Origin of the sequence: Megasphaera hexanoica (assembly GCF_043520715.1) — a bacterium.
GTDB lineage: Bacteria > Bacillota > Negativicutes > Veillonellales > Megasphaeraceae > Megasphaera > Megasphaera hexanoica.
Window position 1 is genome coordinate 1459810 of record NZ_CP171361.1, and the last position, 22622, is coordinate 1482431.

At 52.0% G+C, this 22622-nt stretch carries 17 protein-coding genes; 12 read left to right on the forward strand and 5 right to left on the reverse strand.

What is annotated here, in order from left to right; all coding sequences use genetic code 11:
• The first annotated feature begins 75 nt into the window (after positions 1-75).
• Positions 76-1089: a YeiH family protein gene (locus ACGTIC_RS07250; protein WP_059077136.1), complete on the forward strand. Its 1014-nt coding sequence runs from the start codon at positions 76-78 to the stop codon at positions 1087-1089.
• Between the two features lie 109 nt (positions 1090-1198).
• Here the strand turns inward: ACGTIC_RS07250 and ACGTIC_RS07255 are convergent, their stop codons facing one another.
• Positions 1199-1960 (reverse strand): alpha/beta hydrolase, encoded by a 762-nt coding sequence (locus ACGTIC_RS07255; RefSeq protein ID WP_113856077.1) that lies wholly within the window; start codon positions 1958-1960, stop codon positions 1199-1201.
• A gap of 212 nt (positions 1961-2172) precedes the next feature.
• Between ACGTIC_RS07255 and ACGTIC_RS07260 the strand changes: the two genes are divergently transcribed.
• Positions 2173-3483, forward strand: coding sequence for an aminopeptidase C (locus ACGTIC_RS07260; RefSeq protein ID WP_113856076.1), 1311 nt, complete (start codon positions 2173-2175; stop codon positions 3481-3483).
• Positions 3484-3496: 13 nt separating this feature from the next.
• Complete coding sequence (gene pepT / locus ACGTIC_RS07265; protein WP_113856075.1) at positions 3497-4744, forward strand: peptidase T; 1248 nt, start codon at positions 3497-3499, stop codon at positions 4742-4744.
• Between the two features lie 148 nt (positions 4745-4892).
• Here pepT and ACGTIC_RS07270 read toward each other — a convergent pair whose 3' ends face one another.
• The 3 genes from ACGTIC_RS07270 to ACGTIC_RS07280 form a co-directional block, all read right to left on the reverse strand.
• Positions 4893-6191 (reverse strand): lactate racemase domain-containing protein, encoded by a 1299-nt coding sequence (locus ACGTIC_RS07270; RefSeq protein ID WP_113856074.1) that lies wholly within the window; start codon positions 6189-6191, stop codon positions 4893-4895.
• Between the two features lie 236 nt (positions 6192-6427).
• A complete protein-coding gene (locus tag ACGTIC_RS07275) occupies positions 6428-6775 on the reverse strand; it encodes a MerR family transcriptional regulator (RefSeq protein ID WP_075582204.1) in 348 nt (115 codons plus the stop codon).
• 239 nt (positions 6776-7014) lie between these two features.
• Positions 7015-7968: a magnesium transporter CorA family protein gene (locus ACGTIC_RS07280; protein ID WP_394522312.1), complete on the reverse strand. Its 954-nt coding sequence runs from the start codon at positions 7966-7968 to the stop codon at positions 7015-7017.
• Between the two features lie 209 nt (positions 7969-8177).
• On the opposite strand from ACGTIC_RS07280, the gene ACGTIC_RS07285 reads away from it, so the two are divergent.
• From ACGTIC_RS07285 to ACGTIC_RS07325, 9 genes are all read left to right on the forward strand, one after another.
• On the forward strand, positions 8178-8855 hold the full coding sequence (locus ACGTIC_RS07285; RefSeq protein WP_059077143.1) for a DUF554 domain-containing protein: 678 nt from the start codon (positions 8178-8180) through the stop codon (positions 8853-8855).
• Positions 8856-9047: 192 nt separating this feature from the next.
• Positions 9048-12602 carry a chromosome segregation protein SMC gene (gene smc, locus ACGTIC_RS07290; RefSeq protein WP_113856072.1) on the forward strand — a complete coding sequence of 1185 codons (3555 nt, stop codon included), beginning with the start codon at positions 9048-9050 and terminating at the stop codon, positions 12600-12602.
• 2 nt (positions 12603-12604) lie between these two features.
• Positions 12605-13549 carry a signal recognition particle-docking protein FtsY gene (ftsY, locus tag ACGTIC_RS07295; RefSeq protein WP_059077145.1) on the forward strand — a complete coding sequence of 315 codons (945 nt, stop codon included), beginning with the start codon at positions 12605-12607 and terminating at the stop codon, positions 13547-13549.
• 21 nt (positions 13550-13570) lie between these two features.
• Positions 13571-14032, forward strand: a complete 462-nt coding sequence (locus ACGTIC_RS07300; protein WP_113856071.1) for a YhcH/YjgK/YiaL family protein — start codon at positions 13571-13573, stop codon at positions 14030-14032.
• 11 nt (positions 14033-14043) lie between these two features.
• Complete coding sequence (thiM, locus tag ACGTIC_RS07305; RefSeq protein ID WP_113856070.1) at positions 14044-14853, forward strand: hydroxyethylthiazole kinase; 810 nt, start codon at positions 14044-14046, stop codon at positions 14851-14853.
• Positions 14846-15358: an energy coupling factor transporter S component ThiW gene (gene thiW, locus ACGTIC_RS07310; RefSeq protein ID WP_075582208.1), complete on the forward strand. Its 513-nt coding sequence runs from the start codon at positions 14846-14848 to the stop codon at positions 15356-15358. The genes thiM and thiW overlap by 8 nt, the downstream gene beginning before the upstream one ends.
• Before the next feature lie 171 nt (positions 15359-15529).
• On the forward strand, positions 15530-16123 hold the full coding sequence (locus tag ACGTIC_RS07315; RefSeq protein ID WP_113856069.1) for a TetR/AcrR family transcriptional regulator: 594 nt from the start codon (positions 15530-15532) through the stop codon (positions 16121-16123).
• Positions 16107-17264: an efflux RND transporter periplasmic adaptor subunit gene (locus ACGTIC_RS07320; protein WP_113856068.1), complete on the forward strand. Its 1158-nt coding sequence runs from the start codon at positions 16107-16109 to the stop codon at positions 17262-17264. The genes ACGTIC_RS07315 and ACGTIC_RS07320 overlap by 17 nt, the downstream gene beginning before the upstream one ends.
• Before the next feature lie 11 nt (positions 17265-17275).
• Positions 17276-20428 (forward strand): efflux RND transporter permease subunit, encoded by a 3153-nt coding sequence (locus ACGTIC_RS07325; protein ID WP_113856067.1) that lies wholly within the window; start codon positions 17276-17278, stop codon positions 20426-20428.
• 209 nt (positions 20429-20637) lie between these two features.
• On the opposite strand, the gene nadE is transcribed toward ACGTIC_RS07325, so the two are convergent.
• Positions 20638-22536 carry an NAD(+) synthase gene (gene nadE / locus ACGTIC_RS07330; RefSeq protein ID WP_113856066.1) on the reverse strand — a complete coding sequence of 633 codons (1899 nt, stop codon included), beginning with the start codon at positions 22534-22536 and terminating at the stop codon, positions 20638-20640.
• Positions 22537-22622 lie beyond the last annotated feature (86 nt).

Here is a 22622-nt window from a genome sequence, read left to right on the forward strand (position 1 = left end):
TATCGGTATTTTCCATATGAAAAGAGGCGCGGTATACTTATTCCATCGCAACGAGAAATAGAGGAGTGGACAAAAATGAGTAACATGAAATTTGTGGAATGGCATCGCGCCTCTGTCGGGGTCATCCTGACACTGGCTTGTTCCCTGGCAGGCTGGCAGCTGGCAAAGCTGCCGGGGTTTTCCCTGATTGGCCATCTTGTGCTGGCTCTGCTTCTGGGTATGGCGTTTCAGCTCTTCCGTACGCTGACCCTGACGGCCCGGGAAAGCACGGGATTCATTGCCAATAAATTTTTACGGGCCGGTATTATCCTGCTGGGATTCAAACTGAATCTGGTCATCCTGATGACGTCGGGGCTGCACAGTCTGGAAGCGGCTGTCGTCGTCGTTGCGGTGATGATCCTCATCAATTATGGCATGGCACGGTTATTCCGGGTCGATCATACGCTGGCACTTCTTACGGCCTGTGGATGCAGCATCTGCGGGGCTGCTGCCGTCATGGGTATATCGGGGACGGTAAAAGCCAAAGCCAGCCAGTCTGTCCTGGCCGTAGCTGTCGTGGCCGTACTGGGAACGGTATTTACCCTGATCGAAGTCGGACTGCAGCCGCTGCTGGGATTTACGGACAGCCAGTTCGGTGTCATGGCCGGCCTCAGCCTTCATGAAATCGCCCATGCCGTGGCTGCCGGCGGCAGTGCAGGGCCGGTAGGAACGGATAGTGCCATCATCGCCAAGCTTTCCCGTGTCCTGTTGCTGGCCCCGGTCGCCATTATCGTGGGGATTCTCGAAGCCTGGCGCAACCGGCGGAACGACGATAGCAAGCAGGACATGAAAATCCCCATTCCCTGGTTCATGGGAGGGTTCATATTGGCCAGTGCCATCGGTTCGTATGTGCCGGCTGTTGAAATACTGGTCCCGTATTTTGTACAGGCGGCCTATGTCATTCTGGGAATGGCTATGGCGGCATTAGGCCTGAATGTCAATTTCAGCGTCATTGCCAAAGAAGGGGTCCGTCCCATGGCGGGAGCCTTTTTGTGCTCCTTTATCATACTGGGGCTGGGCTGGTTCATTGCCTCCCATTATTTTATCTAAATATATGCTTCATAAATAGAGACTGCCTATTGTGATGATCCGTTGCGTCAGATTACTGAATCTGGCGCAGAATCATACAGGGGCAGTCTTTTTTGTATATCCGTCTGTATCAGCTGAAAAATTCGATGATCTTGTGAATAGCCAGGGACATGTGATTCGGGTTCTGGAAGGGGTGGTTGGCGCCTTCCACGGGGATGAATTCGATTACGTTGTTTTCGGCGAATCGCTGGGATGCTTCTATAGGGACCATTTCGTCCTTTGTCCCGTGGATGACGATCATGTCGTCGGCATAGTCGAAATACTCCTGCTTCATAATATCGAAATCCCGGAGCGAATCGAGGAAGTGCTGGTCGATTTTCATCTTCCGCTCAAACCCGATCTGGATTTCCTTTCCTCTGTGGAGTTTAGTCTTATCTGCTTCGGGAATAAAATCGCACATAGTCTGATACATATTGACGGCCGGGCAGCGCAGGGCTATTTTTTTAAAAGGATTTCCCCGTTCAATCAGGTAGCGGAGCGTGACGTAGCCACCGAAACTGGTGGAGTAGATGTAAAGCGTTTCCGCCTGAAGTTCTTCACGGGCGTACTGTATGACCAGATCGAGATAGGTCATGCATTCTTCGATGGTCAGTTTTTTCCGGGCGTCCTCTCCATGGCAGGGCCAGTCAAAGGCGAGGGCCGCATAGTCACTGTATTTCGATGCCAGATGTTCGCCAAAATGCTGTGTACCGGCCGTGTCTTTACTGCTTCCGAATCCATGGGTGACCAGGACGATATGAGAAAAGGTGCGGGTCGTTTTCTCATGGTCACTGAAAATCAGCCGGCAGCGGATACTATAGCCGTCTTTATTAATGTCAAATCGTTTTTCCATGACGTAATGCCTCTTTTAAGTGTTAAAATTTGTATTTGTTACGAAATAAGTATAGCAGAAATCACCTGTTTAGAAAATATGCATGGTTTATAATTAAATGCTATGGACAGACTGCTGCACCTGTATCGCCACAGTGCCCCGGGTGTGGTACAATAACCTATAGGAAAGCTATGCTTTCTGATACAGTTGACAGATAAGTGAGGCGCTATGGTATGAAAACGATTACGACAGATGTATTGCAGCAGTTCCGCTCGGCCTATGAAGCGGATACGACAGCTCCTATCCTTCATGCGGCCCTTGCCAAAACCGATATGGCAGGCCTGTCTTATGTACCCGGTGCAGCGGCGCAGCTCAAAGGTGCTTTTTCTGTAGAAGTAAAGACGAGAGGAATCACGGCCCAGCAGAAATCAGGCCGCTGCTGGCTCTTTGCCGCCCTTAATATACTCAGAGAAATCGTGGCAGATTCGTGCCACCTGAATGAATTTGAATTGTCCCAGAATTACCTGTCCTTTTATGACAAACTGGAAAAGGCCAATAATTTCCTCCAGATGGTCATCGACCATGCCGATGAACCGCTCAAGGGACAGTGCATGCAGTATATTCTGCGCGGTATGAGCGATGGCGGATACTGGTGTGAAGCAGCAGACCTGATAAAAAAATACGGTGTTGTGCCCAAACAGGTGCAGCCAGAAACGTATCAGTCAGAACACACGGATCATTTTGTAGCTACAATCAATAAGCTTCTGCGCAAGGATGCCATGGAATTGCGGGAACTGGTGCTTGCTGGCAGGGACCCGTATGCACGGAAACAGGAAATGATGCGGGAAGTCTACAAGGCAGAATGCATTGCCTTCGGGCAGCCCGTTGAAACCTTTGATTTCGCTTATCGCGATGCTGACGGCGCCTATCATGAAGACCGCAATCTGACACCACAGTCCTTCTATGAAAAATATGTCGGACTGGACCTGGACCAGTATGTACCGGTCATTAATGAACCGACGACGGACAAGCCGATGAATGGGCTTGTCCGGTTCCATGGGACGGAAAATATGGCAGACCGCGACATGACGGCTCTCAATATTTCCGGGAAAGAACTGGAAGAGTTGTGCATCAGGCAGTTAAAGGCCGGACAGGCCGTATGGTTTGCCTGTGATGCCGGCGCGGCCGGTGCGCGCAAAGAAGGCGTCTGGGACCCGGACAGCGTGCGTTATGAAGTGCTCCTTGGCGGTTTTTCTACGGATATGCCGAAAGGAAAGAGACTGGAATATAAAAGCAGTTCCGCTACCCACGCTATGATTCTGACGGGAGTCCATTTCGATGAATCGGGCCGTCCGGACCGCTGGAAGATAGAAAATTCCTGGGGCAAGGACGTGGGAGACAAAGGCTATTTCGTCTGCTCCGAAGCGTATTTCAATGAATTCGTCTACGAAGCCGTCATCCGCCGGGAACACTTCAGCCCGGCCCAGCTGGATATGCTGAAGAAAGAAGCCGTTGTCATCAATGCCTGGGATGAAGATGTGTAAGGGGGAATCTGACATGATAGACAGAGATATTCTGTTAAACCGTTTCATGAAATACGTATCCTTTGATACCCAGTCCGATGAAGATAACGACACGGTCTGCCCGAGTACGAAGGGACAGACCGTACTGGCGCAGTATCTGGCTGATGAATTGAAACGGCTGGGACTTCGTGATGTGTCTCTCGATGAAAACGGCTATGTCATGGCGACGCTGCCGGCCAATGGGGCAGAGAAGGCGCCTGTAGTAGGCTTTATTTCCCATCTCGATACGAGTCCTGATGCCCCGGGAGGCCCCGTCCAGCCTCACATTGTCACTGCCTATGATGGCGGGGATATCGTCCTCAATCAGGAAGAACACATCATCCTGTCCCCGAAGGATTTCCCTCGGCTTCTGGCGTATAAGGGACAGGATATCATGGTGACCGACGGAAAGACTCTGCTCGGAGCTGATGACAAGGCCGGGATGACGGCGATTGTCACTGCGGCAGAATACCTGCTCCATCATCGGGAAATTCCGCACGGAACCGTCCGCATCGGGTTTACACCGGATGAAGAAACGGGGCGCAGTGCCCTTCTCTTTGATGTGGCAAAATTCGCCGCTGATTTCGCCTATACCGTAGATGGCGGTGAACTCGGCGGGCTGGAATATGAAAATTTCAATGCTGCCAATCCAGTCATTACCCTGTATGGCCGCAGCGTTCATACGGGAGATGCCAAAGGAAAGATGATCAATGCCATTTCTCTTGCCTCAAAATGGCAGCAGATGCTCCCGGCAGGAGAAAAACCGGAATATACGGAAGGCCGGGACGGCTTTTTCCATGTCTATAAAATAAGCGGCGGAGTCGAACAATGCACCCTCCACATGCTCGTCCGCGACCATGACCGGGATCGCTTTGAAGCGCGGAAACAGTATCTCCGCAACATGGCCCGTTTTTTCAACGAAACATACGGCGATCATACGGTCGTCATCAAGGAACACGACGTGTATTACAACATGCTCGATGTCATCCGCGACGGTCATATGGATGTAGTGGATCTGGCAAAGGACGCCATGAAGGCCGTCGGCATAACACCGGTCGTAGCGCCTATCCGGGGCGGTACGGACGGGGCCCAGCTTTCCTTCCGGGGACTGCCCTGTCCCAACCTCTTCACGGGCGGAGCCAATTTCCACGGGCGGTTTGAATACCTGCCACTGGATTCATTGAAAAAGTCCTGTGAAACGGTTATAGAAATCATCAAATTAGCGGCTGGTAAAGAGAAATAAAGATGCTGGTAAAGAGAAATAAAGATGCTGGTAAAGAGAAATAAAGATATAGAACGGTTATAGCAAAGGGGCTGCCTGATAGTGAGGCAGCCCCTTCATTAGAATGAGGTAAAACTTTTGATAACACTGGCAGGTATCGTAAATATACTTACCAGAGATTATCTTCTTCATTGAATTTCCAGTCATAGGGATCCGATATGACTTCCATGGCGGGAATTTTCTGGATATCAGGGATGCAGGCAACGGAGCATTCCAGTTCATTCAGGGAAATCGTATTTTTGATGCGGACCACTTTTGCCTGTGACGGGTCGGGCAGGAAGGAATGGGCAATAGCCATTTCGATGGCATCTTTATCGCTGTTGGCATATAGCGGCATAGCGCCCATGTGGAATGACTTCGCTGTGATGATATTTGTATAGGTCATGGCAAAATCGATTTTATTGACGAAGCGATAGCTGATGATATCGGCTACGCCGGCTCCGGTTGCATTGCCGTGGGCCTTTTCCGTAATATCGAGCAGGACGATTTTTTCGATATCCGGTGCCAGTTTGTGGAAACCTGCAAACTGGCTTTCCCGTTCCGTACGGCCCGTTACGTTGGGGTCCATGCCGGCGCCGCTGATTTCCTTGCCGACTTCATCGATGACCAGCACGTCGATACGGGGCAGCAAAAGGTGGGGCATTTCTGCCCGTGCCAGCTGCTGCAGGCGGGCATCTTCTTCAAATAAACGGGGAGTCGGGATGACTTCCAGGTGGCCGATATGGTCGGAGGGACTCTGGGTCAGCCCGACCGAGAAGAATACCCGTACTTTCTTCAGGAAGGCTTCCGATACGCGTTCCAGGTTTTCGCCGAAGTGATCGTAGCCCAGGGAATGAAATGCGCTGGCGCCGCGGTGTTTTCCCACGCCGATGCAGATCATTTTCAAGAGACCCGATTCATGGGGCGCTTTGAAATGGGTGTGCGGTTTGATTTTGTTGAACAGAATGATCCCGTCGGCTTCGTAGGCGGATTTGTCGCAATAGACCGGCATGCCATCGGGAAGCTGATCTACCTGTACTGTTTCCATGGTGGAGATGACCGGTACGCCCAGGTACTCTTCGCAGATGCCGAACTGGGCCAGATGCTGTTTCTGTCCTTCTGCTGTCGCACCGGCATGACTGCCCATGGCCGGGAAAATAAAGGGGCTGGCTCCCCATTCCTGCAGCTGGCGGCACAAAAGGCGGAGCAGTTCTTTGTAATACGGTACGCCACGGCTGCCGGCCGTAATGCCGATACGCTGGCCTTTTACAGCCGGAGCCAGTTCGCCTTCATGGGCGGAGAGCTGCTTCTGTAGTTCGCCTACGGGATCGGTCAGGTATTCATCGGGAAAGGTCTGGCGGACGCGGACCATATGAGGAATCGTGATGCCATCAGTGAGCGATTTTTTGTCGAGTTTTGGGAATTTCATATATAGTACCTCCTTTGCCGGTATTCTCAGTAAGTGGGAACAAAGATGAAACCGGACGATGAATTCTTTACCTATAGTATACCACTAGTTCATAAAATTATGATTAAAAGGTATAGGATAGACACATGGCTTGACAGAAATGTGTAGCAGAAGGTACGCGAAAAGGCTGTCCTGCAGGTTTGGGCAATGATCCGCAGGGCAGCCTGTAACAGATTTCCTATATTTCCATTAATATATTATGATTCATCGAGAAGACGAAGTTTGGTGTCGAGGCGGTCCAGTGCCTCCTGCATATGGCGCATCCGTTCGCTCAGACGCTGCTTTTCCTGCAGGAGGATTTTCCGGCGGGCAGACCGGGTATCACCATCCTGGCGGTATAATTTCAGATAGGCAGCCAGACCTTCAATTGAGACATCGGCGGCACGCATGCATTTGATGAACGCAATACTGGCACAATTTTCATCGGTATATTCACGGATGCCGTTTTTATTGCGCGGCACCTGGCTGATAAGGCCGATTCGTTCATAATATCGCAATGTATCAGGGGTCAGATTATACTTTTCACTGACTTCTTTGATCTTCAATGGTATCACCTCTTAGTCCGTATTATAAATGATGGAGTACAGTCTAAGTCAACAGGTCTTTTGACGGTATCTTACGCTATCTTACGCTATCTTACGCTTGCTTTGAACTTGTGCCTTTTCATAAAAATGCTCCCTTCCCGGTAAACAAGCTTGTATTGTGTCACTTGTCTACCGGGAAGAGAGCATATCATGAGCAGATTGACCGCCTGATGGGGCAGCTTTTTGCGAAATTGTATTTCTTAAAATAAATGCTTGAGCCAGAGCAGGGCGACGGCAGCACCGGAGCAGAGGACGGCAATGGCGATGATGATAGGGAAGCCAAAGGGGTCTTCGGCCCAGGGAACGGGAACGTTTATACCCCAGAGGCTGAAGATGATCGTCGGCACGGCCAGGATGATCGTAATCGAGGCGAGAAATTTCATGACAATGTTGAGATTGTTGGATATGATCGATGCGAAAGTATCGGACATGTTCATGAGGATGTTGGAGTACATTTCGACCATTTCGATAGCCTGTTTGTTTTCGATGATGACGTCTTCCAGGAGGTCTTCGTCTTCTTCGTACATCTTGAGCAGATGATGCAGGGCCGTGTTACGGCGCAGGCGCATGAGTTTTTCCATGACGATGCCGTTGCCTCGCAGGGCCGATGTGAAGTAAGTCAGTGATTTCTGTAATTCCAGCAGCAGGAAGAATTCTTTATTCTGCATGGAATGGCGCAGGTCTTTTTCGATGTCATCGGTCCGGTGGTTGATCTGCTGCAAATACCGCAGGAAGAGCGTCGCCGTGCGGTACAGAATCTGGAAGAGAAAGCGCGTTTTTTTGAATGTATAAAACAGGGGATATTTGTTTTCCGTGAAGGTGCGCATGACTTCCGTTTCCTGAATGCACAGGGTAATGATGAAGTCCGGCGTGATGAAGATGCCCAGCGGCAGTGTATCATAGCTGTCTGTTTCCAGGATGATAGGAATGTTGATGACGATGAAGATATAATTGTCTTCCAGTTCCACGTGAGACCGTTCTTCCGTATCCAGGGAAGTCTTGAGGACGTCCGTCGGAATTTCCGTTACCATGGAAACGAGCTGGAGATCTTCTGAATCGGGGTTGACTACATGTATCCAGGAGCCTTTCTCAGCAGAGGCGAGAGAAATATTGTCTTCCAGATGGCCATTATTGTGTTTATAGACTTGAATCATGATGGCAGCCCCTTTCCCTTTGTATGTGTTGTAAGTCCAAATTACAATATAATCATAATTTACTCATTCGTCAAGAGAAAAGGCCATATTAAATGTAAGGATCCGGTAAAATCGCAGCTGCCTGCCTCTGGCAAGGTAATGGTGGCGGGGAATAGGGGAATTTGCTATAATAAAATGGTTTTATTTTCTATGATATGGGGGAATGGATTATGTTGGCTGTCATACTCAATGGTTGTATGACTTCTTTGGGAGCTCTTATTGGATTTTTTCTGAAACGGGGGATTCCCCAGCATTATACACAGGCCATTTTCGGCGTCATTTCTCTGTGTGTCGCCATCATGGGGATACAGGCTGCCGTAGCGACGCAGAATCTCATCCTCGTACTGGCCAGTATGATCGTAGGTACGCTGGTTGGGACGGCGCTGCATATAGAGGACCATATGCAGCAGTTCGGGGAATTTCTGAGAAAACGGCTCCGTGCAGGCAATGAATCGAATTTCGTCAAGGGATTTGTCACCTTGTCTTCCATGCAGGTCATCGGTGCCATGGCAATCCTGGGTCCGGTCCAGGCAGCTCTCGGTAATAATGAACTGTTGTATTTTAAGAGCGTCCTCGATTTTACGTCGGCTTTTATCTTTGCGACCATATACGGCCTGGGAATCGTGCCGGTGGGACTCGTCGTCCTGGTGTACCAGGGATTGTTCTACGTGCTGGCAACACTCTTTCTGCCGCTCATGACGGCCGATGTCATCCGGGAGCTCAATGCCGTAGGCGGCATCATGATCCTCGGGATAGCCCTCAACATGTTCGGCACGACAAAGTTGAAAATTGCTGATTTCCTCCCGGCCTTGTTCATACCGATGATTTATTATCATTTCATCGGCTGAGAAAAAACTGTAACAAATGGCATGATAGAGTCATTTGTTGCGGTTTTTTTATTACTCATTCTTTTCCACTCCTATATTGGTGTTTTCACATATCTATGGTATGATAGAATATGTTTATTACAGCAGAAAGACTATGGGTATGACGACAGACTCCTATCCATAGGGATATCTGGATGGGAAAGTTGGCAGCCTATGCAATTACTAAAGATGGAGCTGCGGGGATTTAAATCGTTCGCAGATAAGACAACACTGACATTTGATAAAGGCATCACGGCTATTGTCGGGCCGAACGGCAGCGGCAAGAGCAATATTTCTGATGCCATCCGCTGGGTCATGGGCGAACAGAACGTCCGCCAGCTGCGCGGCCAGAAGTCGGAAGATATTATCTTTTCCGGTACGGAAAAGCGGCGTCCCCAGGGTGCGGCCGAAGTATCTTTGTATTTCGACAACAGCGACCATCAGCTCGACGTCGAATTTACGGAAGTCGTCGTGACACGACGCATATTTCGTTCCGGTGAAAGTGAATTTTTCATTAATAAGCGGCCGTGCCGTCTCAAGGATATTCATCTCCTCTTTGCCGATACGGGCATCGGCCAGGATTCGATGGCCGTCATCGGCCAGAACCGGGTAGACCGCATCCTGAACAGCAAGCCGGAAGAACGGCGGATCATCTTCGAAGAAGTGGCTGGTATCAGCCGCTATAAAAGCCGCAAACAGGACGGGTTGCGCAAGATAGAAGAAACGGAACATAACCTCGAACGCATCCACGATATGATGAGTGTATTGGAAGACCAGCTGGAACCGATGAAAGAACAGGCACAGCGGCTGCAGACGTTCCGGGAACTGGACGGCGAACGGCTGGCCTATGAAGGTACGCTGGCCCTGCAGGAATTGCGCAACGCCGAACGACTTCTTTCCAAAGCGGAAAATAACCGTATTACGGCTCAGCAGGAACGGGATACAGCCACGGCAAAACTGGAACAGGCGGCAGCCCTGCGGAAGCAGCTGGTGACGCGCATGGAAAAAGAAAATTCGGCCCTGCAGCGCCTCGATGAAGAGACCCTGGCCGTCCACAATGAACTGGACAGCATGAAGAGCCGGCACGAAGCCTTTTCCAGCCGCCAGCAGGAACTGGCCGAATCGTTCCGCCAGGCCGGGCAGGATGTCCAGGCAGCGGAAAAAAAGGAAGGGCAGATCAAGGAACAAAAGGCCGCCTATACAAGTCAGCTGGAAGGGAAAAAACAGGAACGGGATGCAGCCCGTCAGGGCCTTTCCCTGACAGAGGAACTGTTCCGCCAGGCCGGGGAAAAAGCCTGCAAAACTGCCGATGCCCTGGCACAGGTGCAGACAGAGAGTGCCCGGAGGCAGCAGGATGTATTCGTCCTGACACGGGATATGGAAGATTTGCGCCGCCGCCTGGAAGAGAACCGCAGTCAGGCCGGCGGACTGGAACAGGCGAAGACGGATCAGGAACAGGCTGCATCCCGCATGGCCGGTGCCGTGCAACAGGTCAGGGATGATCTGGAACAGGCCAGACAGCAGTTCCAGTCTTCGTCGGCTCTTTGTAAGACGTGGGAAGCAAAGCAGCAGGAGGCCAATGAGCAGCTCCGGAAGGCAGAACAGGTGTACCGCAGCCTGCAGGGAAAGACGGCGGCCCTTTCCCAGCGCATCCGCGTGCTGGAAAGCATGGAACAGGAACATGAAGGACTGGGCCGTGCCGTAAAAGCCGTATTACTGGCACAGCTTCCGTGGCGGCCGCGTATCTGTGGCGTCGTCGGCGAATTGTGTACCATACCGGCAGCTTACGCGACGGCCTTGGACATCGCCCTGGGCGGAGCATCCCAACACGTGGTGACCGACGATGAACGGACGGCCCGGCAGGCTATTTCCTATTTGAAAGAACGCCATGCCGGCCGGACGACCTTCCTGCCGCTGGATACGGTGCGGCCCCGCAGCCGGACCCGTGACGAAGAAGCGGCTTCTGCCATGGCAGGCATCATCGGCTTTGCCGACGATCTGATACAGTATGACGACAAGTACAAGCCTGTTTTTTCGTCTCTCCTCCATAAGACGCTCGTAGCAGAAACGGCCGATGCCGCCTCTGCCGCAGCCCGGGCATACCAGCACCGGCTGCGTATCGTCTGCCTTGATGGGACATTGTTCAATGCCGGGGGCTCACTGACTGGCGGCAGCGTAAAAAACCGGGAAGGATCCCTCATCAGCCGGCGGGCGGCCCTGCAGGATTTGAAGCAGGAAGCGGCGGCAGCGGAGAAAAAGCTGCAGGAACTGGTCCAAAGGGGAAATGACCTGCGCCGCGCGGCCGGCGAAGCAGACAAGGCCGCATCCCGGCAGCAGCAGACCTGCCGGCAGGCCGATATGGAGCAGCAGAAACTGCAGCTTAGCCTGCAGAGCATGGAACGGGAAGAACAACAGGCCCGGGAACGGGCCCGTGAGGCCGGACAGACCTTGCAGAAGCTGTATGCGGCCCGGTCGGACATCCAGGCAGAGCTGGTACAGAAAGAGGAAACGTACGCAGCCTGGATGGACGAAAAGCCGGCCGATACGAAAGTACTGGAAGAAGAACAGCAGCGGGCACAGGACGAACTGGAACAGTGCCGTCATGCCCTGACCGACCGGCAGGTAGCGCTGGCTACCCTGGAAGAACAGATCCGTCATCTGGAAGAGCAGATCCGCCAGCACGAAGAATTGTCCCGGCAGGCCGCCGATGCCTCGAAAGAAGCGGCAGACCGGCTGGCATCCATCGGGCGGCGTCAGGACGAAACGCGGCAGCTGCTGCAAAACCTGACAACGCATATCCGGGAAAAAGAAAAAGAAACGAAGGCCAAGGATGAGAAAAAAAAGGCCTTTTATGCTTCACGGGAAGCCGATTTTGAGAAGAGCCGGGAGCTGGAACAGCAGATAAACGACTTTAGGGACGAACAGGAACAGTGGAATCAGCGCGTCCATGCGGCAGAAGTGCAACAGGAAAAGTACCGTGGCGAGATTGAACGGGGAGAAGAACACCTGGCCCGGCAGGGACTGAGCCGGGAAGAGGCGATGAAACGGCGCCGCGAAGGCTCTCTCCGCGAATTGAATGAACGCGTATCGCGTTTGCGTCAGCAGATTGCCGGCTTGGGACAAATCAATCCCAATGCCGATACGGAATATCAGAACGCCGTAGATAAACGGGACTTTTACCATCGCCAGTGCGATGACCTGCTGGAATCGCGGAAACGGTTGCAGATCGTCGTGGCAGAAATCGACCAGGCCATGTCCAGTCAGTTCAGCCAGGCTTTTGCTGAGATTGCCCGTCATTTCCAGCGCATATTCAGCCAGCTTTTCGGCGGGGGCACGGCCCATATTTCCCTGACCGGCAGCCAGGATGTCCTGCAGTCCGGCGTGTCCATTCTCATTCAGCCGCCGGGAAAGAAGCAGCAGCCACTGACGCTCCTTTCCGGCGGTGAACGGGCGCTGACCGTCATTGCCCTGCTGCTGGCATTCCTGGCCTACCATCCGGCACCATTCGTGCTGTTTGACGAAGTTGATGCAGCCCTCGATGAAGCCAATGTCATCCGCATGGCCAGGTATATGAAAAATTATAGTGGCACGACCCAGTTCATCGTCATCACCCACCGGCGCAAGACGATGGAGGCAGCCAATACGCTCCAGGGCGTGACCATGGAAGAAAAAGGCGTATCCCGCCTGCTTACCGTTAAAGTAGACGATATGATAGAGAAAGGAAGTTAATTATGGGATTTTTTTCAAGATTACGCAAGGGATTGGAAAAAACGAAAGGCTCGCTCATTAAGAACATCGAGACCGTCGTACGCGGGTATGCCAAAATTGATGACGAGATGTACGATGATCTGGAAGCGGTCATGCTCACCGGCGATATAGGAGTGGAAACGACGGAATATCTTCTCGACCAGATCCGCAGCGGCGTAAAGAGCCGGGAAATCCAGAATGGCGATGATGTCATTCCTTACCTGGAAAAGTGCATCGTAGCCCTTCTGGAAGAAAATAACGACCCCGTACCGGATTGCACCGGTACGACCGATGTCATCTTTATCGTCGGCGTCAATGGCGTCGGCAAGACAACGACGATCGGCAAGCTGGCCAAATACTATACCCAGCAGGGCAAATCGGTCATGCTGGCCGCAGGCGACACCTTCCGGGCAGCGGCGGCAGAACAGCTCACTATCTGGGCGGACCGTACGGGCGTCCCTATCGTGAAGCATCAGGAAGGAGCCGATGCGGCGGCAGTCGTCTTCGATGCGACGGCGTCGGCCAAGGCTCATCATACGGATATCCTCCTCGTCGATACGGCCGGCCGTCTGCAGACGAAATCCAACCTCATGGAAGAATTGCGGAAAATGGCCCGCGTGGCCTCCCGCAATATCGAAGGGGCACCGCAGGAAACGCTGCTGGTCCTCGATGCGACGACCGGGCAGAATGCGGTCAGCCAGGCCAAGTTGTTCGGCGATGTCGTACCGCTTACGGGCGTCGTTCTCACCAAGTTGGATGGCACGGCCAAGGGCGGTGTCATTTTATCGGTCAAACGGGAACTGGGCGTACCTGTGCGCTGGGTCGGCGTCGGTGAAGGCGTCGATGACCTGCGCCCCTTTGATGCGGCCCAGTTTGCCGATGCCCTCTTTGACCGCAATGTAGAAAAGAGAGAACAAGAAGAGGATTAATTCTGGAAGGGTGGGATTTTCATGTATGCAGGAAATATCAGGCAATGGGAGACGGAAGTACAGGCACTGCCGGAATGGCTGCGGCCCTGGATCAAAGAACTGGCCTCCCTTCATACGTCATTGCTCAAACCGGGACGGCATGAACTTCCGGGAGCGAATTTCTTCAATATCGATGAAGTCATGACGGAAAACGCGCCGGCACGTAAGATAGAAGCGCACCGGTCTTACATCGATATCCAGATGGTACTGGCCGGGAGAGAATACATCGGCTGGCAGCCTCTGTGCCGCTCGGGCAAGGTCGTAGAAGCACGGCCCGATGATGACATCTGGTTCTACGACGGTTCTTATGAAGATGATACGCAGGTCCTCATGACACCGGGTACCTTTGCTATCTTTCTTCCCGGCGACGGCCACCGCCCGTTGTGTGCTCCTCACGGGCTGTGCGGTCCCGTCCGTAAAATCATTATGAAAATCCATATCTGAGAGGACATATCATGAATGTATTACAGGAAGCGGGAGAGGCGCTGCAGCGGTTGCGGCAGAAACGCCCTCTCGTCCATCATATAACTAATGTCGTCACCATCAATGATTGTGCCAATGCGACTCTTGCCATAGGTGCATCGCCGACCATGACCTGGGCTCCCGCTGAAGTAGGAGAATTGGCCGGAGCTGCTTCGTCGCTGGTCCTCAATATGGGAACGCTTCAGCCCTGGACGATAGATGCGATGGAACGGGCCGGCAAAGCGGCAGCAGAGAAGGATGTCCCCATCGTGCTGGATCCCGTAGGTGCCGGTGGTACGACGTACCGGACGCAGGGCGCACTGCAGCTGGCAGCACGGCTGCCCCTTACCGTTATCCGGGGCAATATGAGCGAAATGATGTGTCTCGCTGCAGGAAGAAGCGGAATCAATCCCGGCGTGGACAGCCATGACAGGGAAGTCATGACCATAGAAAAAGTCCGCCATCTGGCGCGGCTGCTGAAAACGACAGTGGCCATTACTGGCCCGGTTGATGCCGTATCCGATGGCCGGCGCAGCGTCCTCCTGGGAAATGGGACGCCTCTCCTGACCTATGTGACAGGAACGGGCTGTATGACGACATCGCTCATCGCGTCCTTTGCAGCCGTGTCCGGCCCGTTTACGGCGGCTGTAAGCGGTATCCTCTCCATGGGAATTGCCGGGGAAACAGCAGCCCGCCTGTCCCAGGGGCCGGGTACGTTTCACCTGCATCTTATCGATGCGTTATACCAGTTGCAAACAGAAACATATCTTACCTGTGGAAAGGTCCTGAATTACGATGAATAATCAAAATGTATACTTGAAGAAACTCACCTTTACAGCTATTTTTATTGCTCTCGGCGTTCTCCTGGCCCCTCTTGTATCGTTCCCGTTTGGGGGCGCCCGTGTATTTCCCCTGCAGCATTTGATTAATGTCCTCCTGGCCGTCCTGCTGGGATGGCGCTATTCGGTTGCCGGTGCTTTCTGTATTTCTTCTATCCGCATCGCCCTGGGAGTCGGCACCATTCTGGCTTATCCGGGCAGCATGATCGGCGCCTGCCTTTCGGGGATTCTGTATAAGAAGACCGGGTCCATCTGGGGCGCCGTCGTCGGGGAAATTTTTGGTACGGGCATACTGGGCGGACTGGTTGCCTACCCTCTGGCCGCCTTCATCCTCGATTCCAAAGCCGTTGCCCTCTGGTTTTTTGTCGTCGCCTTCCTGCCTAACACATTCATCGGTGCCATCTGCGGGGCTGTCTTCCTCAAAATCATTCCGCTGAAACGGATGGTCGAAGACATGCTGAAACGATAACAGAATAGATAGTTCTAAAACGAAACAAATTCCTGCGGGACTGTAGATTTTCATTGACTAATGCAGTCCCGTATATTAAACTATAAATTGGTACTGAGTTTTCTATTTGAGTTTTTTAATGATTTTTGAGACTTGTGTTGGTTTGAAGTGGAGGATGGATAGGGTGAGTGCATGAATATAGATATGCGTGAACAAATTTTACAGGCATCATTAGATGAGTTGCGCATGCATGGTCCGAATTTCCACATGGATGATCTGGCCCGCCGTCTCCGCATCAGCAAGAGAACCTTATATGAACATTTCTCGTCCAAGCAGGAAATGATTATAGAAGCGTTATATTCACTGATGGATGAGGTATATACCCGCCATGTGAAATTGCTGCAGGATCCGGATCTTACGGCAGAAGAGAAACTGGTGGAGTATTTTAATGTCAATGCCAGCGGCAAGGTATTTTCTATGCGTAAAGCCAAGGAGATTTTTACGAAAATGCCGGAAATCTGCGCCACCATGCAGACCTATTCCGAACGGGACTGGAAAGTACTGGAACAGATTTTTGAACAGGCCCAGGAAAACGATGAGTTTAATCATTTTGATAAAAAACTCCTCATTCACATGCTTCACAGTGCGGCTGATGATGTACTGGATTTTCTCGAGCAGACTAATCAGGACTATTCCTTTCCTGAATATATGGAAAAATGTATCCGTATCATTTTATATGGAATAAAAAAAGACAGGGGGCTTACATTGCATGATAAAGAAGGGTGATTTATTTAAACTGGGCGTAACGGCTCTGACTGTTGCGGCCTTATTGACGGGTTGCGGAGCCCAGCAGGGGGCGCAGAAAGGTGCTGTCGCCGTCAATACGTACAAGGTGCAGGCGGAAGATACGCCTGTCAAAGCAGAATACAGCGGCACCGTGACGGCAACGGATAAAGTTCCCGTACGGCCGAAGATTTCCGGCCGGGTAGTGGAAAAATATGTCCAGGGCGGTCAGGAAGTAACGGCCGGCCAGGCTTTGTTCCGTCTGGACAGCCGTACCTATGATGCGGCTCTGGCTCAGGCCAAGGCCAATCAGGCCCAGGCCGCGGCCAATCTGGCCAATCAGGAACTGAACCTGCGCCGTTATCAGACACTGGCCAGCCAGGATGCCGTGGCCCAGCAGATCGTCACCGATCAGGAAGCGGCTACGGCCCAGCAGCAGGCTGTCGTAGAAGCCAATGCCGCCCAGGTCGATGCCGCCCAGGACAACGTCGATGATACCATTGTGTATGCGCCGTTCTCGGGCAAGCTGAATGTCGATGATGTACCTATCGGTACCTTTGCGACGGCCGGTTCTACCGCACTGGTTACGATTTCCTCCACTAATCCCGTGTTTGTCGAATTTTCCATCAGCGAATCGGAATACCTGCAGATGACGAAACAGACCGGAGCCGGCAGCTGGGGCGATCACCTGCTCCTGCGCCTCAGCGACGGATCTACCTATCCCTATGAAGGCCGCGTCGTCCAGGTCAACCATGGCATGGATGGCAATTCCGGCTCGATTATCGTAAAGGCAGTATTCGACAATCCAGATAATTTGCTCATTCCCGGATTGTATGCGACGGTAGTTTCCGATACCCAGGTACAGCGGAATGCTTTGGCTGTACCGCAGCGTGCCGTACAGCAGACATTGGGTAAATATTACATTTCCATCATCGACAGCGACGGAAAGGCTCAGACGAAAGAAGTTACGCCGGGGCAGAAAGTCGGAAAATTCTGGATTATCACCGACGGTCTGTCCGACGGGGATACAGTCATCGTCGACGGGTATCAGAAAGCCAAAGGAGCAACGCTGGATCAGCATCTGCTGACAAAGACGGATATTGAAAGCAGTTCTGATACGACGACAGATAGTACATCCAAATAGGAGGCAGCACAGTGATATCTAAGTTTTTTATAGACAGGCCTATTTTTGCCATCGTCATTTCGCTGGTCATCTCCATTCTGGGGCTGTTGTCTCTGCTGACATTGCCGATAGCAAAATATCCAAAAGTAACGCCGCCGCAGATTAGTGTATCGGCGACATATGTCGGGGCCAACTCGGAAGTCATCGGGACGACCGTAGCCAGCGTCATCGAACGTCAGATGACCGGTGTTGACGGGCTCGATTATATTTCCAGCTCCAGTAACGATGATGGCCGGTATTCCATGACGGCCCAGTTTAAAACGGGCACGAATGATGATATGGACATGGTCAATACCCAGAACCGTATCAGTCAGATTCAGTCCACCCTGCCGTCGGAAGTAACGCAGACGGGGGTAACTGTACAGAAGTCAACGAGTTCGACCGCTATGGTTTTTGCGCTCGTATCTCCTAGTGGCACGTATGATGCAACGTTTTTGAAAAACTATGCGACCCAGTACTTCATGGATGAATTAAAATCCGTGTCTGGTGTCGGTAACGTACAGGAATTCGGATCGGACTATGCCATGCGTATCTGGCTCAATCCGATGAAAATGAGCATTTTAAAAGTAACGCCGACCGAAGTCATGGCGGCGATTAAATCGCAGAATACGCAGGCTGCTGTCGGTACAGTAGGGTCACAGCCTACGCCAGATAGCCAGACGTATCAGTACAGTATGCGTACAGACGGCCGCCTTCAGACAGCGGAACAGTTTAAGAATATTATTGTCCGCACTAACAGTGACGGATCTATGATCCGCATAGGCGACATTGCCAGTGTCAATCTTGGCAATAAAGATTATAATGTCACCAGCTCTTATAATGGCCAGAATTCGGCAGGGTTCATGGTCAGCCTGACATCCGATGCCAACGCCATGCAGACTGTCGATGGTGTACGAAAAGTATTGGAAAAGGCAAAGCAGTCTTTCCCGAATGACATGGATTACAGTGTAGTCTATGATAGTACACAGTTTGTACGGGCCTCTATTAAAGAAGTTATTGAAACGTTCGTGGAAGCGCTGCTTCTCGTTGCGTTCATCGTATATCTGTTCCTTCAGAGCGGCCGCTCGACACTGATTCCGCTCATCGCCGTACCGGTATCGCTGCTGGGGACCTTCGCCAGCTTCAAAGTGCTCGATTTCTCCATCAACACACTGACCCTGTTTGCCATGGTCCTGGCTATCGGCCTGCTCGTCGATGATGCCATCGTCGTCATCGAAGCCGTCGAATACGAAATCAAGTATAATGCCAAGGGGCCGCGGGAGGCGACGATCATCGCCATGCGCAATGTACAGAACCCGGTTATCGGCGTTGCCTGTGTACTGGCATCGGTATTCATACCGGTCGGTTTCCTGAGCGGCATGAGTGGTATTTTGTACCGGCAGTTCGCCTTTACCATCGCCATTTCCGTCGCCATTTCGGCCTTCGTCGCCCTGACGCTGACGCCGGCCATGTGCGCTTCTATCCTGAATATACACAAGCCCAATGACAACCCGAAGGGCATTTATAAGTTCTTCCAGAAATTCAACCTGGCCTTTGACCGCCTCATCGACTGGTATGGCATCCGCCTGGCTCATCTCCAGCTCCATCTGAAATGGGTCGTGGCGTTCCTTCTTCTCCTTTGCTGCCTGACCGGGGTTGTTTTCAGGGTTATGCCTACGGGATTTGTTCCTTCTGAAGATAATGGGTTCATCATGGTCAACGCCACACTCCCGGAAGGGACATCGCAGGTAGAAACCAAGAAATTGACGACAAAGATGACACAATGGCTTCAAAGTCAGCCGGCTGTCAAGGGCGTCATGAACGTTACCGGTTTCAGTATCCTGGCTGGTGGTGCCAAACCGAATGGTATGACTATTTTCTTGGGTATGGATGACTGGTCGCAGCGTAAGACGAAAGATTTGTCTGTCGATGCGCTGGTAGGTAAAACGATGATGTTTGGCAACCAGATTCCTCAGGCACAGGTCATGGCCTTGAATCCGCCTCCTATTGATGGCATGGGTACATCGTCCGGCTTCAGCATTGTCATTGAAGACCGTGGTGGTCATGGCACATCGGATTTGAATGCGACGACGCAGAAATTTATCGCCGCTGCCCGTCAGCGTCCGGAAATCGGTTCTGTCTATACGGCCTTTGCTGCCGATACTCCGGGCTATCAGTTGGATATTGACCGCGACAAGGTAGCACGGGAAGGAGTATCGCTGAGTGATTTGTATACGACGCTGCAATCCTTCTATGGTTCCTATCAGGTCAATGATTTCACCATTTTTGGCCGTAACTTTAAAGTCGTCATTCAGGCGGCGCCGGAGTTCCGCCAGTCTATTGATGCCAATAAACATCTCTATGTCAAGAACAGCAGTGGAGAGCTCATACCGGTATCTAATTTTGTCCGGCCCAAGCCTATCGGTTCTGCTTCTATTATCAACCGCTTCAATGATTATCCTTCCATTACTGTTCAGGGGGCACCGGCCAATGGCTACAGTTCTGGTGATGCCCTGAATGCATTGAAAGAAATTGCCCAGGATACGCTCGGTGAAGGTTATGCCTACGAATGGAGCGGCATGAGCCGTGAAGAAATCGAAGCAGGAAATAAGACCGTTTATGTATTCAGTCTGGCTATCCTCTTCGTATTCCTGGTACTGGCTGCCTTGTACGAAAGCTGGAAGGTACCTTTTGCTGTATTGTTCAGTGTGCCGGCCGGCCTGTTCGGGGCTTCTGCATTTGCCTATCTGCTCAATCAGCAGAATAATATTTACTTCCAGATTGGTATCCTCGCCGTTATCGGCCTGGCTGCCAAGAACGCTATCCTGATCATCGAATACGCGAAAGTCCGTGTCGATGAACGGGGCATGGATCCCGTATCGGCAGCAATCGAAGCGGCCAAGATCCGTCTCCGCCCGATCATCATGACATCCCTGGCCTTCGTCGTAGGTTCTATCCCCCTGGCCATCGCCACTGGGGCGGGCGCCGCGTCGCGAGTAAACATGGGCGTGACTGTCGTCTTCGGTACGTCCGTTGCGACCATATTCGGCGTATTCCTCATTCCTATGCTGTTCATCATCGTAGAAAACATCGGACATCGTTCGAAAAAGAAGAATCAGGGTGTACAGCGGATACAGGATGTATGATTCCGTGAAGGTTCACTGACACCATGTAAAAAAGGAGCTGTCCCATGAAGACAGCTCCTTTTTAAGTTTTAAGTTTATTGTTTGCAGATGTTGCCTGAACATTTAAAAATTCTAAAAACTACAGACTGCTATAAAATATAAAGAGCAAGGGACTGTCTCATGAAGGCTTATGTCATCATGAGACAGTCCCTTGTTTTGTACCGGTTTAGTTACTGGTTCAGCAACGTTTGTTTTAGTTCTTCATATCGTGTCGTGTAATACGGTTTCAGCTGGGCTTCCCGCAGGTCGTAGCCAAAGGAGCGTCGGCTGATGGAAAGGACGGGCGGGCTCTGGATCCGTTTTGCCACGGCAAAGCCCGACAGGAGGCGCCACCACCGTTCCAGGTCGTCGATAAAGGCTTTGGCCGTGGGGAAGACATCCCGGACGTTGACGGAGCAGCCAATCTGCTTTTCCAGTGTTCCTTCGGCATACCAGGTGAGGATGGTTTCCGGTGTGACCCGCTGCCACCGTTCGACCATGGCGCGGAACAGGTAATCGTGATAGGGATAGACGATGGGGTCCCCTTGGCCTTTGGTGATGTCCTGGCTGGCCGATAATTCCGCACTGGGAACGATATCGATGCTGCCCTGGGGAACGACTTCCCGCTGGAATACGACATCGTTCAGATACCGGGCGAGTGCATAAACCTGATGTTTCCATAAATCGGCTGTTGCGGCCAGGAAACCGGCATGGTCGCCATAGAGTGTCGCATAGCCGACAGATGATTCGGCTTTATTGGCGTTGCACGTAAAGACACCGCCGAAAGCCGCCGCTGCCGCCGCCAGGATACGGCTGGAACGGTCCCGGGCCTGGATATTTTCTTCGATGAAACTGGTGAGTGCCAGATGGCCTTTTTCTTCGCCATTCTGCAGGAGTGGTGCTTCCCGGAATTGTTTCCGCGTCAGTTCCAGACTGTCCTGGACGGGTATGACTGTGTAGTAGCAGCCGATATGATCTGCCAGCTGCTGTGCCAGGTCTTTGGTCATAGACGAGTTGTAGACACTGGGCATGTTGACGAGGAGAATATTTTCTTTGGGGAGAATGGAAGCGTATAAGGCGGCATTGACTGCCGAATCGATGCCACCGGAGACGCCGAGTACGACCTTGCTGAGGCCGGCATTTTCCATGAAAGACCGGATGCCGTACTGAAGGCTGTGACAGATGTCGGCCACTTCTTCTTCCTGAGGGTTCTGCTTCTGCGGGCTGACGAACGTATGAGACGTTTCGTCGAAATCGAGAATTGCCAGTTCTTCATGAAAGAGGGGGCATTCATAATGGAGGGATCCGTCTTTGCCATAGGCCCCGCTGGCCCCGTCGAAGGTATAGATATTTTTGCCGTTATTCTGGATGCCCGTGCAATTGACATACAGGGCCGGTACGTTGAACTGGCCGATGGATTTGCCGAACAGACGGTGACGGCGCTGGGTCTTGCCGAGGGTAAAAGGAGAATTAGAAATATTGATGAATACATCCAGAGGATAGTTGTCGTGGAGATACTGCATGGGTTTGAAGGGGTAGTTATCATCCCAGCTGTCTTCACAGATGAGCGGACCGACCCGGAGCGTCTGACCGCCGGAGAAGGTCAGGGTAATCGGTGAAATCAAATCTTCCGGGAAGAGGTGCCGTTCCTGGGACACCTGCAGTAGTGAGGTAAAATACCGGGTGTCGCTGAACTCGCGGTAATTAGGCATCAGTGTCTTGATGTAGTAAGGATAGGGGGACCGTTCCGGACCGATGAATTGGCCATTCTGCGCTACAAACAATGCGTTATATTTACGCTGCCGTCCATCGGGATTGAGACGGGTTTCATCGCAGGCGACATTGCCGAAGAAAATGGTGATCCTATCGGACAGGGCACGGATCCGTTCCCCGAAGTGGACACATTCCCGGATATAATCCGGCTGGTCCCAAATATCTCCGATGAGATATCCCGGAATCGACAATTCCGGAAATACGATGATGTGGCAGTGCTGCTCTTTTGCCTGGGATATGCAGCGTTCCATAGACTGTACGTTCCGTCGCGGGTCACCGGGATGGACGTTCAGCTGGGCGAGTGCTATTTTCAGCATGAGATAAACCTCCCTGGTACATGGGTTAGATTTCAATTACCTATTATAGTACCATATTTTACCGGTAAATGCATCTCATGCATATA

Bases quoted from the DNA above. Each gene is read 5' to 3' on its own strand.
- thiW (WP_075582208.1), top strand. From the start codon at position 14,846: ATGAATAATCAAAATGTATACTTGAAGAAACTCACCTTTACAGCTATT.
- smc (WP_113856072.1), top strand. From the start codon at position 9,048: ATGCAATTACTAAAGATGGAGCTGCGGGGATTTAAATCGTTCGCAGAT.
- ACGTIC_RS07315 (WP_113856069.1), top strand. From the start codon at position 15,530: ATGAATATAGATATGCGTGAACAAATTTTACAGGCATCATTAGATGAG.
- ACGTIC_RS07320 (WP_113856068.1), top strand. From the start codon at position 16,107: ATGATAAAGAAGGGTGATTTATTTAAACTGGGCGTAACGGCTCTGACT.
- nadE (WP_113856066.1), bottom strand. From the start codon at position 22,536: ATGCTGAAAATAGCACTCGCCCAGCTGAACGTCCATCCCGGTGACCCG.
- ACGTIC_RS07260 (WP_113856076.1), top strand. From the start codon at position 2,173: ATGAAAACGATTACGACAGATGTATTGCAGCAGTTCCGCTCGGCCTAT.
- thiM (WP_113856070.1), top strand. From the start codon at position 14,044: ATGAATGTATTACAGGAAGCGGGAGAGGCGCTGCAGCGGTTGCGGCAG.
- ACGTIC_RS07250 (WP_059077136.1), top strand. From the start codon at position 76: ATGAGTAACATGAAATTTGTGGAATGGCATCGCGCCTCTGTCGGGGTC.
- ACGTIC_RS07300 (WP_113856071.1), top strand. From the start codon at position 13,571: ATGTATGCAGGAAATATCAGGCAATGGGAGACGGAAGTACAGGCACTG.
- ACGTIC_RS07280 (WP_394522312.1), bottom strand. From the start codon at position 7,968: ATGATTCAAGTCTATAAACACAATAATGGCCATCTGGAAGACAATATT.
- pepT (WP_113856075.1), top strand. From the start codon at position 3,497: ATGATAGACAGAGATATTCTGTTAAACCGTTTCATGAAATACGTATCC.
- ACGTIC_RS07285 (WP_059077143.1), top strand. From the start codon at position 8,178: ATGTTGGCTGTCATACTCAATGGTTGTATGACTTCTTTGGGAGCTCTT.
- ACGTIC_RS07255 (WP_113856077.1), bottom strand. From the start codon at position 1,960: ATGGAAAAACGATTTGACATTAATAAAGACGGCTATAGTATCCGCTGC.
- ACGTIC_RS07270 (WP_113856074.1), bottom strand. From the start codon at position 6,191: ATGAAATTCCCAAAACTCGACAAAAAATCGCTCACTGATGGCATCACG.
- ftsY (WP_059077145.1), top strand. From the start codon at position 12,605: ATGGGATTTTTTTCAAGATTACGCAAGGGATTGGAAAAAACGAAAGGC.